At 62.2% G+C, this 15,087-nt stretch carries 11 protein-coding genes; 7 read left to right on the forward strand and 4 right to left on the reverse strand.

Annotation, left to right across the window (positions count from 1 at the left end; all coding sequences use genetic code 11):
• Nucleotides 1–43: 43 nt before the first annotated feature.
• The 4 genes from EV586_RS10175 to EV586_RS10190 are packed head-to-tail and all read right to left on the reverse strand — an operon-like array spanning nucleotide 44 to nucleotide 6,221.
• Nucleotides 44–1,228, reverse strand: a complete 1,185-nt coding sequence (locus EV586_RS10175; protein WP_243653004.1) for a type III PLP-dependent enzyme — start codon at nucleotides 1,226–1,228, stop codon at nucleotides 44–46.
• Entirely contained in the window at nucleotides 1,228–3,048 is a 1,821-nt protein-coding gene (locus EV586_RS10180; RefSeq protein WP_243653005.1) for an IucA/IucC family protein, read from the reverse strand. Before EV586_RS10180 ends, EV586_RS10175 begins: the two co-directional genes overlap by 1 nt.
• Before the next feature lie 21 nt (nucleotides 3,049–3,069).
• On the reverse strand, nucleotides 3,070–4,311 hold the full coding sequence (locus EV586_RS10185) for an MFS transporter (RefSeq protein ID WP_132944986.1): 1,242 nt from the start codon (nucleotides 4,309–4,311) through the stop codon (nucleotides 3,070–3,072).
• Nucleotides 4,308–6,221, reverse strand: coding sequence for an IucA/IucC family protein (locus EV586_RS10190; RefSeq protein WP_165898514.1), 1,914 nt, complete (start codon nucleotides 6,219–6,221; stop codon nucleotides 4,308–4,310). Before EV586_RS10190 ends, EV586_RS10185 begins: the two co-directional genes overlap by 4 nt.
• Nucleotides 6,222–6,417: 196 nt before the next feature.
• On the opposite strand from EV586_RS10190, the gene sbnA reads away from it, so the two are divergent.
• From sbnA to EV586_RS10225, 7 genes are read left to right on the forward strand one after another with little or no spacing between them, the layout of a single operon-like run.
• Nucleotides 6,418–7,398 carry a 2,3-diaminopropionate biosynthesis protein SbnA gene (sbnA, locus tag EV586_RS10195; RefSeq protein ID WP_243653006.1) on the forward strand — a complete coding sequence of 327 codons (981 nt, stop codon included), beginning with the start codon at nucleotides 6,418–6,420 and terminating at the stop codon, nucleotides 7,396–7,398.
• Between the two features lie 51 nt (nucleotides 7,399–7,449).
• Nucleotides 7,450–8,463 carry a 2,3-diaminopropionate biosynthesis protein SbnB gene (gene sbnB, locus EV586_RS10200; RefSeq protein WP_132944989.1) on the forward strand — a complete coding sequence of 338 codons (1,014 nt, stop codon included), beginning with the start codon at nucleotides 7,450–7,452 and terminating at the stop codon, nucleotides 8,461–8,463.
• A gap of 11 nt (nucleotides 8,464–8,474) precedes the next feature.
• Nucleotides 8,475–10,292 (forward strand): IucA/IucC family protein, encoded by a 1,818-nt coding sequence (locus tag EV586_RS10205; protein ID WP_132944990.1) that lies wholly within the window; start codon nucleotides 8,475–8,477, stop codon nucleotides 10,290–10,292.
• Nucleotides 10,289–12,130 (forward strand): IucA/IucC family protein, encoded by a 1,842-nt coding sequence (locus tag EV586_RS10210; RefSeq protein ID WP_132944991.1) that lies wholly within the window; start codon nucleotides 10,289–10,291, stop codon nucleotides 12,128–12,130. The genes EV586_RS10205 and EV586_RS10210 overlap by 4 nt, the downstream gene beginning before the upstream one ends.
• Nucleotides 12,114–12,905 (forward strand): HpcH/HpaI aldolase family protein, encoded by a 792-nt coding sequence (locus tag EV586_RS10215; protein WP_132944992.1) that lies wholly within the window; start codon nucleotides 12,114–12,116, stop codon nucleotides 12,903–12,905. Before EV586_RS10210 ends, EV586_RS10215 begins: the two co-directional genes overlap by 17 nt.
• Nucleotides 12,902–14,104: a type III PLP-dependent enzyme gene (locus tag EV586_RS10220; RefSeq protein WP_132944993.1), complete on the forward strand. Its 1,203-nt coding sequence runs from the start codon at nucleotides 12,902–12,904 to the stop codon at nucleotides 14,102–14,104. Before EV586_RS10215 ends, EV586_RS10220 begins: the two co-directional genes overlap by 4 nt.
• On the forward strand, nucleotides 14,097–14,927 hold the full coding sequence (locus EV586_RS10225) for a ParB N-terminal domain-containing protein (protein ID WP_132944994.1): 831 nt from the start codon (nucleotides 14,097–14,099) through the stop codon (nucleotides 14,925–14,927). The genes EV586_RS10220 and EV586_RS10225 overlap by 8 nt, the downstream gene beginning before the upstream one ends.
• The last annotated feature ends 160 nt before the right edge of the window (nucleotides 14,928–15,087 follow it).

A 15,087-nucleotide genomic window follows, 5' to 3' on the forward strand; every position in this document is an offset into this window, starting at 1 on the left:
AGAACAGAGCAAGCCTTGGCTTCTTCGGAAGCCAAGGCTTTTTTTACGTATAGTAGATCAACTCGGGATATTCCAAATCGCTGAAATCGTGCGCCGAAATCGCCCAGCCATACGCCCCGGCGTACGGAAACAAGAGGAGATCGCCCGCACGTAGCCGTTCGATCTGTACCTGATGCGCCAGAATGTCTTTTGGCATGTGCATTTTTCCGGCCACGGTCACCGCTTGATGCTGCACCTCAGGACGCTCGAACGGGTACGGCCATCTTTCGACCGGGACGACGGTCATCGGGTGCGTATGCTTCCAGGCGCCGGGGAGCAGGAAATGGTGCAGGCCGCCTTCGACGACCGCATACCACTGGCCGTGGTTGTGGCGGATCTCCAGGACTTCTGTGGCGTAATAGCCACAGGAGGCGACCGCATATCGCCCGCACTCGAACAGCACAGTCACACCCTCGCCTGCCGCTTGGAGCTGGTCAGGGAGCGCGGCGGCGAACGTTTCAAAATCGAACTGGGCGGCAAGGTCCGCATAGTTGACGCCGACACCGCCGCCTGCGTTGATGTAGCGGAGTTCGAACCCGTATTCATCCGCCCAGCTGCGGGCTTTTCTGGCATAGTGCCCGACCATCTTCAAGTGCTGCTCGACATCGAGGTTGTTGGAGAGCGAATGGAAATGGAAGCCTTGCAAACGAACATGCGCACAGCGCAGCGCCTGCCGGATCGCCGCGCCGATCACCTGTTCATCGATGCCAAACTGCGTCGGCACCCCAGCCATCTGCAACGTGCCGCTCGGCAGCGGACCGCGCAGATTCACGCGGAGCAAGATGTCCATCACCGCGCCTTTGCGCCCGGCGATCTCTTCCAGACGGGCCAGCTCATGCAGGCTCTCCACATGGAGCAGCGTCACGCGCTGGTCGATCGCCCCTTCCAGCTCTTCGTCCGCTTTGCCCGGACCGCCAAAGATAATCGGGGCCTCAAGGCTCACCGCCCGGACTCTGTGAACTTCCCCGATCGAAGCCACTTCAAATCCATGCACGTGCGGAGCCAGCGCTTCCAGCATCGCATGCTCAGAGTTGGCTTTGATCGCATAGAAATACCGGCACTGCGGCGGCAGCGCTTGCACGAAGCGCTGCACATGCCGGGTCAGTGCGGTCAGGTCGTAAAAATATGCTTTGAGCGGCTTGCCGCCCAGGTCTTTTTTCAATTCGGCGATCTGCTCCAGGACGCTCATCATCGCCCCTCCCCTGTACGGAACAGCGCGAGCGGGTTCGGCACCGCATGCACGCGCACGCCGCCTTCTGCGAACAGCCGGCGCTTGGTCAGCTGCTCGACTTCGATCGTGCCGGAGAACAGATCAAACGTGGCAAACCGCTCCGCCAGCTCCGGGAACTTGCGCTGATACGCATAGATCACACCGGCCGCCAGCTCCCAGAAGCGCGTTTCGGACAGCCCGTACTGCTCCTCCAGGAACAACGCCAGCTCGCCCATGTTGATGAAGAAAAACGCATCGTGGAAAAAGTCTTTGATCTCCGCCGGATCTTCTTTTTCGATAAAAGAGTTGCGGTTCAACCGCGGATGGTTCGCCGGCGGATACTGGATCTGCGGGCGGCAGTTCGGGTCGGCCAGATGGGCGCGGGAGTAGCGCAGCCCGTCATGGAAATCTTTCAGCGCCACGCGCGTCGGCAGGCCGTTTTCATGCAGCAGGATCATGTTTTGCGCGTGGGACTCCATCGCCACACCGTGCGCGTACAGCAGGTGAATCAACGGTGTGATCGCGACCTGCAACACCGCCTGCAGCCAGCTTTCCAAGCCATGGCGCTCCACCCACGGAGCGATCAAAGGCTGCCCGTCGGTGCGCAGATGGCACAGCGCGTTAAACGGCACCGCCGCTTCGCCCGCCGCGAGCTGCCCGTGCAGGCTTTCGCGCCAGATCGCGCCGAGCACCCCGTACACTTTTGCTTCCAAGAGCGGGTGCAGGCCTTGGTGGTGGTAGGAGACGCCCATCACTTCTTTGAGCAGCACGACGCGCAGCTCATCGCGCAAGTAGGCATCCCCACGATGCAGCTCGCCCAGCCACTCGGACAGCGTCGCCGCGTTCAGGATCGTATGCTGTGCCAAGATGCGTCCCGTGGAGGTATTGGTCATCGACAGCGGGCATTTCACATACGCCCGCTCCGGCACCGAAGCGTTGGACAACGTGCGAATCGACATCTGCGGGCGGTACTCGTCACGCCCCTCGCCGAGCAGGACGATGCTCTGCTTGCGGAACTGGTCGAGGAAGCCGCCCGCCACCACTTCCCGCCACTGCCACGGATGCACCGGCACGAAGACGTACTGCGCCGGATCGAGCCCTTTTTCGCGCAGAATGTCTTGGAAGCGGTCGTATTCGTCGCCGAGCTCTTCGCGCAGGAAGTCTTCCGCTTCGAACGACGAAAGATGCGACCACTTCGCTTCGGCGCGCAAGATCGCCAGCCAGATCAGCTTCAGACCCGGCTTGAACTCCGGCCCGAAGTCGAGATGGTCCTGCAGGTCGAAGCCGATGCGCGATTTGTAGCACGGGTGGTAGGGGTGGCCTTCCATCACGTCCGCTTCCAGCTCGTCGTAAGGGGTCGCTGCGCTGACCGGAGCGGGCTGTGCAAAACGGTGCTCTTGCGCGGCCGCATCTTTCAGCCACGTCTCTGAGATCTCTTCGAGGAACGTGGACAGCTTGTCGTCATCCGCACCGAGCAGTTCAGCCGTCTCCAGCAGGAAGGCGGACAGCGAGTCCGCCTCGCGCTCCGCCCCGTTCGCCTGGCGCAGCACCGGGTCGCGCGTCAGGCGAATGCGCCCGAACGACAGGGCGCGGCGTCCCGTGCAAACATAGGTCACGTCGTCGCCCGCCGCGTCTCTGCCGTGGAAGCGATACGTCTCCGTCCCGTCCGCGTGCTGCTCCGTCTCCGGATGCACGATGCCTTCGTAGATCAGCGATTCGATCAACTGGCGGAATATTCGTCTGCGCACTTCTGTCCATTGTGCAGATTCCAAAGCGCTTGCTAACAGGCTTGTGTTCATCACCGTCACCTCAACCATTTTTTATCGTTTGAAGACCCCGCCGCCGTAGCGCACCGAAGACACTTTCGGCAGGTGGCCAGCGAATTTCACCACCAAGGCGCCCAAGATCAGCACAGAGCCGAGCGCGAGGAACACGTACGGCGCGCTGAGAAAACCGCCGAGCGTCGAGCCAAGCAGCGCACCGCCGACCTGTCCGGCGACGAGGATCGACGAGGCGCTGCCCATCCGGACGCCGCGGTTGGCGGCGGTGGAGCTTTTCGAGATTTCGAAGGACACGGACTGCAGGAGCGCAGAAAAAGCAAACCCTTGCAGCAGACGCAAGGCAAACAGCCATCCCACAGTTTCCGGCACCGCCTGCAGAATGACGGCGAGTCCGCAGAGCAGCGCCGCCCAGGCAAAATTGCGCTCGACAGGGAATCGGTCGTTGCGCCGTCCCCACCACGCCGCGCCAAACAGAGCGGCACCCCACATCACCGCCTGCAGCATCCCGACCGTGGCGGCCGCGCGGTCCGGATCGCCTCCGGTCAAGTTCTGCACATGCGGCGCGAAGACGTTGATCAGCCCGTAGGCGGCGATGTTGGCGCACAGTCCGCCGATGAGAAACGCGGTCAGGCGGCGCGACCGCAGGAAGGACTGCAAAGTGCGGAACACGCCGGACGCTTCCGGCACCGCTTCCGTTTCGGACGCTGCCGGCGTCCGTTTTTCATGAAGCAGGAAGATCGCGGCGACCGCCATCAGCGCGACGAGCACGCCCAGTCCTTGCAAAAGCGGCCGGAAGCCGAAAAAACTGACCATCAGGCCGCCGGCCAACGGGCCGATCAGCGAGCCGGCGGAGACGGCGCTCTCCAGTTTGCCAAACACGCGGCCGCGCTGATCTTCCGGCGCTTGCGATCCGGCGAAGGCGGCCCCTGCGTCGACGACGCCGCCGAACGCGCCTTGGAACAAGCGGTAGAGGAAGAACTCAAACGGGCTCCTCGCGATCGACATCAAGAGCAGGGTCAGCGCCAGACCGAACAAGGCGCGGACGACCATCAGCTTGCGGCCGTATTGATCGCCGAGCTTGCCCCAGAGCGGGGCGGTCAGCGTGTACGACACCGCAGGCGCGGCGAGGGCGAGGCCGCTCCAGATCAAGACCTGCTTGGTGTCGCCCGCGCCGATCTCGTTCAGGTAGAACGGCAGCAGCGGCGCCAGCACGGTCAGCGAGGCGACCGAGAAAAAGTGCGCGCTCCACAGCACGCGGAAGTTCCAGAGCCAGCTGTTCATTGCGCAGCCACCAGTTGCCGGAACGGATTGACCGCCTGGCCGATGCCTGCAGGCATGCTTCCCCCGGCCGGGCCGTCCTGCTGGAGCAAGGGCGTGATCAGGAGCTTGGTCGGCCACTCCGCCGTTTCGAAGAGCTGGCGGTGGATCACAGTGCGCTGCGCCGCGGTGAACGGCACGTCGGAAAGCGCAGACTCCAATTTTTCACGCAGCTCCTGCCAGAGCTCTTCCTCGGCGAGGCCGTAGGTGCGGACAAGCGCATCGAGAATGGCGTAGAGGTTGACTTGGATGCAGAGCGTCTGCAGGTAGTAGACCAGCTCTTCCGGCGTTTGGTTGTAGAGCGAATTCGGTCGGTTCGGCTTGACGATGTAGCCCGGGTCTTGCAGCCCGGCCGCTTCCAGCCATGGCAGATGCAGGCGCACCGTGTCATGGTCGCGCAACAGCAGGCCCTGCACCCGGTCGTCTTTTAACACAAGCACGACATTTTGCCCGTGCAACTCCGGCAGCATGCCGAGACGGAGCAGGCGCAGCGCGGTGTGCAAGAACGTCTCGCAAACTTCGCCAAACAGGTTGCGGACAGCAGCAGGCGTCACCATTTCGCCGCGCCGGGCCAGCCAGGCGTTGAACAGATGATCGTCCGCGTTCGGCAGTCCGTACACGCAGAGCGCAGACATCGGAAGCAGCTGCTCCTCCGCCGGGAAGCGGCGGATCAGCGCCGACACGTGCCGCGGACGGTCTTCAAACAGATCGCTGCCCGGCACAAAATACGCCCACCAGATCCCTTCGTCACACAGCTGCAACGTGCGCTCCAGCACCTCATCCGTCCGGATCGCGTCGGCCAGCACCTGCTGCCCCCGCTCCCCGTTCAGCATGTACAGCGCCGGCAAAAAGCGCATCGCCCCAAGCGACGTGATGCCGATCGGCACCTTCACATGATCCAGACGGTCTGCCACCGGCACCAGCGACCGCACAGACGAAGTCGCCGTAAACGCCCCGCCGGCAAACTCCAAAGGCACAAACACGCCCGCCCCCAGCTCAGGCAAAAATTCTTTGAGCACCACCCGCTCCAACTGCCACGGATGCACGGGCAGCGCGATGTATGTGGCACGAGATAACCCCGCTTTCTCGAAAACGGTCCAGAGCTGCGCGCGCTCGTCAGCAGACAAAATGAGTTCCGCAGGCTCTGCCGGACTTGCCACATCGGCATGCAATCGACGCAAATCGTCCACTTCCGAAAGCGTAAACTTGGCAGCCGCCTTTCCTGCCTTCCCCCCCGCCAGCACCACATCTCTACGCACCGCCAACCAGCGCAGCACCACTTCCCCGCCGTACTCGGCGCAGTACTTGCGGTACTCCTCCGCCTCAAATCCGCCCTTCACCCGGGCGATCGGATGAAACGGCCGGTCGCGATACGCCGCATACCGCTCGGCCGCAGCGAACGAAGCGAACGGATCAACATCCGTCCCGCCCCGCTCCAGCACGGCCTCCAGCGACAGCCGCGTATGTAGCAACGAGGTCTCCACATCCCGTGCAAACACCTCCAAGCCCGGCAAGCGTTCCCCCATTGCCTCGGCCAGCTCTCCCACGCGGCGCAACAGCTGCAGCGGAGTCAGCCGTGCACTGACACCCGCGCCGTACTCCCCCGCCTGCACCTCCACCACGTCGGCCGACCGGCCTATATAACGCGTCGTGAACCCCGGACGCACCGGCAGCAGCAAGTAGCGCCGCTCCCCCTCCAAGTCCACGCGCACAAACAATTCCTCATCCAGCATGACTTCCACCGCCGTCTCGGCCATCCCGCAGACGTTCTCAGCCAGCAGAGCGCCGATCAGATCGAGCAGCACCTGCTCTTCTGCCATGCGTTCGATCTCGAGCCTGCCTCCTGCCGCAACGCCGGTCGCTCGATTTTTCATCCTCATGTCCCCTTTCACTTCCGGGCTCCATTTATCAAAGAGAATCATTCTCATTTGCATGGTACTTGAACATCAAAAGATTGTCAATGATAACAATTCTCAGTAACAAATATATTGACATGAGAATCGTTATCATTCAATATATGTTGGTGTGATAATGATTCTCATTCCCACGACAAAAAGGAAGGTGTCCCCGTTGACCGCATCCTCCGTACTTACGCCGGAGCGCAACCGCCCGGCCCTGAACTCGATCGCCGACTGCATCGGCCATACGCCGCTCGTGCAGCTCAGCCGGCTGTTTCCCGGCCGTGACATATATGCCAAGTTGGAGCTGATGAACCCCGGCGGCAGCATGAAAGACCGCCCCGCCCGCCACATCATCGAAAAAGGCTTGGCCGACGGCATTTTGAACCAAGACACGCATCTGATCGAAAGCACCTCCGGCAACCTCGGCATCGCGCTGGCGATGGTCTCGCGCTTGTATGGCTTGCGCTTCACCGCTGTCGTCGATCCGAAGATCACCAAGACCAACCTGAACATCATCCGCCAATACGGCGCGAACGTCGACATGGTCAGCGTCCCCGATGCGGCCGGCGGCTACCTGCAGACGCGGATCAACCGCGTGCAGGAGCTGATCCAGACCGTGCCCGGCGCGTACTGGATCAACCAATACGCCAACGAGTTAAACTGGCAGGCCCACTACCACGGCGCAGGAACGGAGATCGCCGACAGCCTCGACCAGCTCGACTATCTGTTCGCCCCGGTCTCCACCACCGGCTCGATCCTCGGCATCTCCCGCCGCCTGCGCGAAAAGTTCCCGCTGTTGCAAGTGATCGCCGTCGACGCCGTCGGTTCGGTCATCTTCGGCGCCAAGCCTGGCCCGCGCGAACTGCCCGGCATCGGCGCGTCACGCGTGCCGGAAATTTTCTCCCCGGCGGAGCTCCAACAGGTCGTGCATGTCGATGACCTCGCATCGGTCGCCGGGTGCAACACCTTGCTCGAACAGGAAGGCATCTTCGCGGGCGGCTCGTCCGGCTCGGTGATCGCCGCCCTGCAACAGCTCCTGCCCGAGCTGCCGGAGAGTGCCCGCATCGCCGTCATCCTGCCCGACCGCGGCGACCGCTACCTCGACACCGTGTATGACGCCGACTGGGTCAAGACCCTGCGCCGCAGCTAGTCTGTCCACCTAAAATCCTATGACTTCCAACCCTGAGAGGAGAACCCAAACATGAACAACCCGTCCATTCTCTACCTGAGCAAACAAGACATCATTTCCGTCGGCGGCGGCAGCTCCGACCTGTACGTCAAAGCGCTGACCAACGCGCTCGAACTGCACGCCCAAAAAGACATCGTCCAGCCGCTCAAGCCCTACCTGCGCGTCGATGAACAAAACGGCCACATCGCCGACCGCATCATCGCCATGCCGGCCTACGTCGGCGGCGCAGCGCCAGTGTCCGGCATCAAGTGGATCGGCTCGAAAGCTGACAATCCGCAAAAGCGCGGCATGGAGCGCGCTTCCGCTCTGATCGTGCTGAACGATCCGGAGACCAACTACCCGATCGCCGTCATGGAAGGCTCGCTGATCTCCGGCATGCGCACGGCGGCCGTCACCGTGTTGGCCGCGAAATACCTCGCCCGCCCCGGCTTCACCACCGTCGCCTGCATGGGCTCGGGCATCATTGCGCGGATGCAGCTGCAATCCCTGCTCGAACAGTTCCCGTCGATCACCACGATCCACCTGTTCGACCTCAACCCGGACGCGGCGACCCGCCTGGCGAACGAACTGACCGCGAAACACAGCGGCCTGCAAGTCATCGTCGCCCCGGATGCGGAGAGCGCCGTCCGCCAAGGCGACCTCGTCGTCACCTGCACTGTCACCGACAAGCCGTACATCCCGTTCTCCTGGCTGAAAAGAGGGGCGTTCGTCTCCAACATCTCGATCATGGACGTGGAAAAAGAAGTCTTCCTGAAGGCGGACAAAGTCGTCGTCGACGATTGGGATCAGTGCAACCGCGAGAAAAAAGTGATCAACCAGCTCGTGCTCGAAGGCACTTTCTCCCGCGAAAAACTGCACGCCGAGCTCGGCGAGATCCTGACCGGCGCGCGACCGGGCCGTGAAAACGAAGACGAGATCATCCTGCTCAACCCGATGGGCCTCGCGATCGAAGACATCGCGTCCGCGCACGAAGTGTACCAGCGCGCCGTCCGTGAAAACGCAGGCACCCGCCTGAACTTGTACTAGGAGGCATCCCTATGGCGATTACCATTCCTCAGGCCCGTTCGGCAGCCACTGCTGCTGCTGCCGAACGCCTCCTGAACACCTTCTTTCGCGAGACGGGCCAACCGGCCCCCATCCTCGCGGCAGACGACCGGCGTTTGCTTGTCCTGCCCGCGCCAATCCTAGAAGAGCTGCAGGCTCAGGGACATCCGTTCTGCCTCGAACTGCCTGCGACCCGCACGCGCATCTACGGCGCGGTCACCTATGCCTCCCTGTTCGGACATCACCGCTACGGTCATCGCTTCTGGCGGCAAACGGAAGACGCCACGCTGCAAGCAGCGGACGGTGCGCAGTTGGCCGAACCCCTGCTGACAGAAGTCGGCCAGCGCGACGCGGACTCCGAGTCGCGCAGCCGCCGCGTCGCCGATCTCGTGGCACAAGTGCAAAACTCGATTGAAAAAACGACCCGGTTCGTCGAGCACCACGCCGAGCATGGCGCGAAGCTCTGGGAGCTGACCGGCGGTGAGCGCACGAAACGCGCCGAAAGCGGGCTCGTGTTCGGCCACCCGTTCCATCCGACGCCGAAGAGCTCGGAAGGTTTTTCCGCGGCAGATCTGGAGCTGTATGCGCCGGAGCTGCACGCGTCGTTTACGCTCTGCTACTTCGCCGCCGCACCGGAACTGGTGCAGGAAGCGTGGGTGGAAGGCACAGGGATCGACCCGTTCCCGCCCGCGCTGCTGGCAGAAGCGCAGCAGAAGCTCGCCACTGACCGTCAGCAGTACCAACTGCTGCCCTGTCATCCGTGGCAGGCGAAACACCTTTTGACCTGGCCGGAAGTGCAGGAGCTGATCCAAAGCGGCCAGCTCGTCTACCTTGGACCGCTCGGCGTGCCGGTGCACCCGACCTCCTCGGTGCGCACCGTCTGGTCACCGGAACTGGCCGCGTACCTGAAACTCCCGCTCAACGTCCGCATCACCAACTTCATCCGCGTCAACCCGCTCGACCAGCTGGAACGCACGCTCGATGCGGCGACCTATACGGAGAGCCTGCGTCCCCTGCCCTACGAAGGGTTGACCATTCTCGCCGAGGCGGGCTATCGGACGCTCGTCGCCGACCAACTGCCGGAAGCGGCACGCCTGAAGCTGATCGAAAGCTTTGCCGTGATCTTCCGCCAGAATCCGGTTCTTGCCGAACACGCCGACGACGAGACACCGGTGGTGGTCGCTTCCTTGCTGGAAACGCGCCCCGGCGAAGCGACTGCTCCCTTGTACCGTTTTGTCGAGCAGGCCGCCCAAGCGCGCGGTGCGGCGCTCGATGCCGATTTTGTCAAAGCGTGGCTGCAGCAGTACGTCGCGATCTCCCTGCTCCCGCTGCTCGACCTGTTTTTCCGCCACGGCTACAGCGCCGAAGCGCATGTCCAGAACTCGATGGTCACGCTCGATCACGGCTGGCCGGCCCGTTTTTACGTCCGCGATCTGGAAGGCGTCTCCGTCTCCCGCGCGGTGGCAGGCGATGTGCTCGCCACGGGCAGCGTGGCGCTGTACGATGACGAGCAGGCTTGGCACCGCTTCAAGTACTACATCCTCGTCAACCACACCGGGCACTTGCTCCATGCTTTGGCGCATGATACGGGCGTTTCCGAGCAAGAGCTGTGGGACGTGGTGGGCGCGGCGATTCAGGGCCATGAAGGGTTCGCCTCGGAGCGCGCCCGGCGCGGCGTGCGCGACCTGTTCACCACACCGCATTTTGCAGCCAAAGCGAACTTGATCTCCCGCTTCCAAGAACGCGGCGAAACGCCGCACTACGTCGAGATTCCCAATCCTCTTTTTCAAAAACGCGAGGTGACACAATGAGCCAGTCCCAACAATCCCTGATCCTGGCCCTGCGGTCGGAGCACTACGTCCAGGTCAGACGCCGCATCTTCCGCCAGCTCGTCCAAGGTTTGATCTATGAGGGCCTGTTGCTGCCTGTGGAACAGGAAGGCCAGTTCCTCATCGAAAGCGATGGCGCGACCTATACTTGCACCGGCAAGCGCACGCACACGTTTGGCCGCATCGAACTGACGAAAGAGCCGCTCCTGCGTCATGCGCAGGCAGCCGATGCGGACACCGCCGCTGCTGCCGTCGAAGCCGAATCGCTGACCCAGTTCATGCTCGACCTGCAAGACCAGCTCGGTGCCGACCCGGACCGTCTGGCCGCGTTTTGCCGGGAGCTGGAGCAGACGCTGTTGAACGACACGTTGGCCCAGCATCACCGCCACGAGCAGGGCCTGCGCTTCGAAGGCCGCCCCTATGACGAGCTGGAATCCTACGTGATGGACGGCCACCCGTACCATCCGAGCTACAAGTCCCGGATGGGATTTGACGCAGAAGACCAGTACCAGTACGGTCCGGAGACCCGCCCCGACGTGCGCCCGATCTGGCTGGCCGTACATACATCTGAGACGCGATTGGCCGCTTCGCAGCGCCTCGACGTGGCGCAATTTTGGAATTCAGAGTTAGGCGCTGCACAGGTGGCACGCTTCCACGACACCATCTGCGCGCAAGGCTTCGATCCGGCCGACTACCACTTCGTGCCCGCCCATCCGTGGCAGTGGCAGCATCGCATCCAGCCGGCGTTTCACGACAAGTTGCGCAGAGGCAAGCTGCTCCTGCTCGGCGCGTCCGAAGACGTCTACCACCCGCAGCAGTCGATCCGCACGCTGAGCAACGCGACCGCACCGGGGCGCGCCTATCTCAAACTCTCGATGAGCATCGTCAACACCTCGACCGGCCGCGTCCTCGCGCCGCACACCGTGCAAAACGCGCCGCACGTGACCGACTGGCTGAAGGGCATCGCCGAGCACGACCCGTTCCTGCGCGATGAATCCCGCCTGATCCTGCTCGGCGAAGTGCTCGGCGTCACCTACAACCCGGAGCCGTTGTCCGACCTCGTGCAAAGCGTCACCTACGGCATCCTCGGCTGCATCTGGCGGGAGAGCCTGCACGCTTACCTCGCGCCCGGCGAAGCGGCCGTGCCCTACAACGGCCTGACCGCCCTCGACCTCGACGGCACACCGCTGATCACGCCGTGGATCGAACAATACGGCATCACAAACTGGCTGACCGACCTGTTCCAAAAAACGGTGCTGCCCGTGCTGCACCTGCTCTACGCGCACGGCCTCGCTTTGGAAACGCATGCGCAAAACATGATCTTGGTGCATGACAACGGCCGCCCCGTCCGCGTCGCCTTGAAAGACTTCCACGACGGCGTCCGCTTCTCGCCCGCGCATGTCGCCGACCCTGACGCGATCCCGGCCCTGCTCGCCACGCCGGAAACGCATCAGCGCGTCAACCGCAACTCCTTCCTCGAGACGGACGATCTGATCCACGTGCGCGACTTCATGCATGATGCCTTTTTCTTCATCAACCTCGGCGAACTGGCGCTGCTGCTCGACCGCCATTTCGGGTACGAAGAAGCGAAGTTCTGGATGCTCTTGCGCGGTGTGATCGAAGCGTATCAGGCCCGTTTTCCGGAGCTGAACGAGCGGTTCCAACTGTTCGACCTGTTCGCGGAGACCTCCTATGTCGAGCAGTTGACCAAGCGCCGCCTCTACCCCGAGACGGAGATTCGCATTCAAGAAGTCCCCAATCCGTTATCCTTGTCGTTTCTGAACAGAGAGGAAGTGAAGGCACATGCTGCGACCGAATGAGTTGAAGCAGAAACTGAAGGCGGGAGATCCCGCGTTCGGCCTGTTCTGCTCCGTGCCGCATCCGGTGATGGTCGAGCTGATCGCGCTGGCCGACTATGATTTTGTCATCCTCGACACCGAACATGTGCTGGTCAACCCGGAAACGCTGGAGAACATGATCCGCGCCGCCGAAGCGCTGCACATCACGCCGCTGGTGCGGGTCGCCGACCCCAGCAAAGAAACGATCCTCCGCGCCCTCGACGGCGGGGCCATGGGCATCGTCGTCCCCCACGTCGAGACCAAAGAGCAAGCCGCAGCGATCGTCCGCGCCGCCCGCTACTACCCAGAAGGCATGCGCAGTTTAAACGGAGGCCGTCCCGGCGCGTTTGGCAAAAGCAGCCTCGTCGACTACATGAAACGGGCGAACGAAGAGATCCTCGTCATCCCGATGATCGAAAGCAGCACGGGCGTGGCGAACATTGACGACATCCTTTCGGTGGACGGCATCGACATGATCCTCGAAGGATCGGCCGACCTCTCCCAGTCCTACGGCCTGCCTTGGCAAATCCGTAGCGAAACTGTGCAGACCGCGCTGCGCCATGTACAAAAACGCACCCAGGCCAAAGGCGTGCCTTACTGCGCCATCCCGCGGTCTGCAGAAGATCTCGAACCCTTGTATCTCAGCGGCGTCCGCGCCTTTGTGCTTGGCGATGAGCGGGGCATCGCGTTTCGCGCACTAAACGCGCACCGGAAAACGTTTCACAACCTGATCCCCACGGAGGTACCCATCCCATGAACCGTATTGCGGACTACATCCAAACTGCCAAGCAAGCGAGCAGCAAGCCGTTCTGTGCCTTCCTCTATGACCTCGACCACCTGCGCGCGCATGTCAAAGCGCGCGTGGAGTCGATGCCTGCCAACACGCGCTACTTCTATGCCATCAAAGCCAACTCCGAGCTCCCGATCCTCCGCGCCCTCGCCCCGATCGTCCACGGCTTCGAAGTCGCTTCGATCGGCGAAGTGCAGAAAGTGCGCTCCGTTTCCCAAGACACCCCGATCATCTTCGGCGGTCCGGGCAAATCGGACGAAGAGCTGCTCGGCGCCCTGGAGCACCACGTCTCCCTGATCCATGTCGAGAGTCAGCACGAGCTGCGCCGCCTGAACGAACTCTGCGCCAAGCAGGGCACCGTGATGCCGATCCTGCTCCGCGTCAACCTGCGCGGCCCGCTGCCGACCGCGACCTTGGCGATGGGCGGGCGCCCGACCCAGTTTGGCATCGATGAGCTGCAGATTTCAGAAGCGATCGAACTCGCCAAGCGCCTGCCGCACGTCAAGCTCGAAGGCTTCCACCTGCATTCCCTCTCCAACAACCTGAACGCCGCCGAACACGTCAAACTGGTGCAGTATTACATCGAGCGCGTCACAGGCTGGGCGGCCGAACACGACCTCACGCTTTCCTACCTGAACGCCGGCGGCGGCATCGGCGTCAACTATGCGGATCTGGAAGCGCAGTTTGACTGGGAGCATTTCGTGGGCGACCTGCAGCCGATGCTGGAAGCGCACCTGCCGGAAGGGATGACCGTGCTCTTCGAATGCGGCCGCTACAACACCGCGTCCTGCGGCTACTATGCGGTCGAAGTGCTCGACATCAAAGAAAACCACGGCAAGACCTACGCCATCATCCGCGGCGGCACCCAGCACTTCCGCCTGCCCGTCTCCTGGCAGCACAGCCATCCGTTCGTCGTCGTGCCGAGCGAGCGCTGGGAGTATGGATTTGAACGCAAAGGTGTATCGGATCAGCAATTGACCGTCGTCGGCCAGCTCTGCACACCGAAAGACGTCCTGGCGACCGATGTGACCGTGCCGAACCTGCGGATCGGGGATGTCCTCCTGTTCCTGTATGCAGGCGCATACGGCTGGTCGATCTCGCACCACGACTTCCTGAGCCACCCGCACCCGGATCACATGTACCTCGGAGGTGACGATCATGTATGATGCGATCTCGCAGTTGAAAGTGGTCGACATCGATCAGCTCTGCCTGCATGAGACCCACGAGTGCGTAAGGCTGGATAAAACCTGCCAAGCCATCCTCGTCGAAGGCGTCCTGCGCAACCCGCCGCTCGCCGCGAAGATGAAAGACGGCCGCTACCTCATCCTCGACGGCGCCCACCGCACCTGCTCCCTGCAGAAGTTGGGCTGCCTGCGCAGCGTCGTGCAGGTGGTGCATGACGACTACTTCCAATTGGAGAGCTGGCATCATATCGTCCCGACCGGAGCCTGGGTGGATCAGTTGCTGGAAGACCCGTTGCTCAGAATTGAATGTGCACCATTGCAGATTGCCGCACCTGCCGCACCTGCCGCTTCGCTGGCGAGCGGGTCTGCAGCGTTCTCCGCAGTCCAACCGGTGGCGACCTTGGTCGTTGCCACAGGCACCGAGCATTTCATCTACCCGGCGACAGACGTTGACGATCCCTCAGCCCGCCTGAACGCATGGCATCAAATCGTCACCTCCTACTGCCGCGACCACTCCGTCCAACGGATCGCCGCAGGTGAAGTCGCAGTGCCTTCCCACGGCCAAGTCCTCCTGCGCTACCCGGCGACCACAGTCGAAGAACTCGACGCCCTCGTCACCGCCAACCAAGTCATGCCGGCCGGCGTCACCCGCTGCATCGTCCAAGGCCGCCTGCTCAACCTCCGCGTCCCGCTGGACCTCCTCACCGCGCCCGATTTTCAAGCGGATGTGTGGGCAGGGCTGTGTGATCGGTGGAAGCAGTCGCTGCGATTGTATTCGGAAGCGGTGTATTTGTGTGAGGTATGAGGTGAATCGAAAAAAGACCTTTGCATAGGTAGCAAAGGTCTTTTGTTTTTTTCCAAGAATGTTCTGTTATCTAGATGTTGAAATGGCCTATTAGTAAATCGCGTATCTCCATTGTAGAAAAATTTCTCGAAAACTATAAAGGAGCGCAACCTTGTGGTCG

Origin of the sequence: Tumebacillus sp. BK434 (assembly GCF_004340785.1) — a bacterium.
Lineage (GTDB): Bacteria > Bacillota > Bacilli > Tumebacillales > Tumebacillaceae > Tumebacillus_A.

Coding starts and splice junctions, on each gene's coding strand:
- EV586_RS10175 (WP_243653004.1), bottom strand. CDS start 1,228: ATGAGCGTCCTGGAGCAGATCGCCGAATTGAAAAAAGACCTGGGCGGC.
- EV586_RS10180 (WP_243653005.1), bottom strand. CDS start 3,048: ATGAACACAAGCCTGTTAGCAAGCGCTTTGGAATCTGCACAATGGACA.
- EV586_RS10185 (WP_132944986.1), bottom strand. CDS start 4,311: ATGAACAGCTGGCTCTGGAACTTCCGCGTGCTGTGGAGCGCGCACTTT.
- EV586_RS10190 (WP_165898514.1), bottom strand. CDS start 6,221: ATGAAAAATCGAGCGACCGGCGTTGCGGCAGGAGGCAGGCTCGAGATC.
- sbnB (WP_132944989.1), top strand. CDS start 7,450: ATGAACAACCCGTCCATTCTCTACCTGAGCAAACAAGACATCATTTCC.
- EV586_RS10205 (WP_132944990.1), top strand. CDS start 8,475: ATGGCGATTACCATTCCTCAGGCCCGTTCGGCAGCCACTGCTGCTGCT.
- EV586_RS10210 (WP_132944991.1), top strand. CDS start 10,289: ATGAGCCAGTCCCAACAATCCCTGATCCTGGCCCTGCGGTCGGAGCAC.
- EV586_RS10215 (WP_132944992.1), top strand. CDS start 12,114: ATGCTGCGACCGAATGAGTTGAAGCAGAAACTGAAGGCGGGAGATCCC.
- EV586_RS10220 (WP_132944993.1), top strand. CDS start 12,902: ATGAACCGTATTGCGGACTACATCCAAACTGCCAAGCAAGCGAGCAGC.
- EV586_RS10225 (WP_132944994.1), top strand. CDS start 14,097: ATGTATGATGCGATCTCGCAGTTGAAAGTGGTCGACATCGATCAGCTC.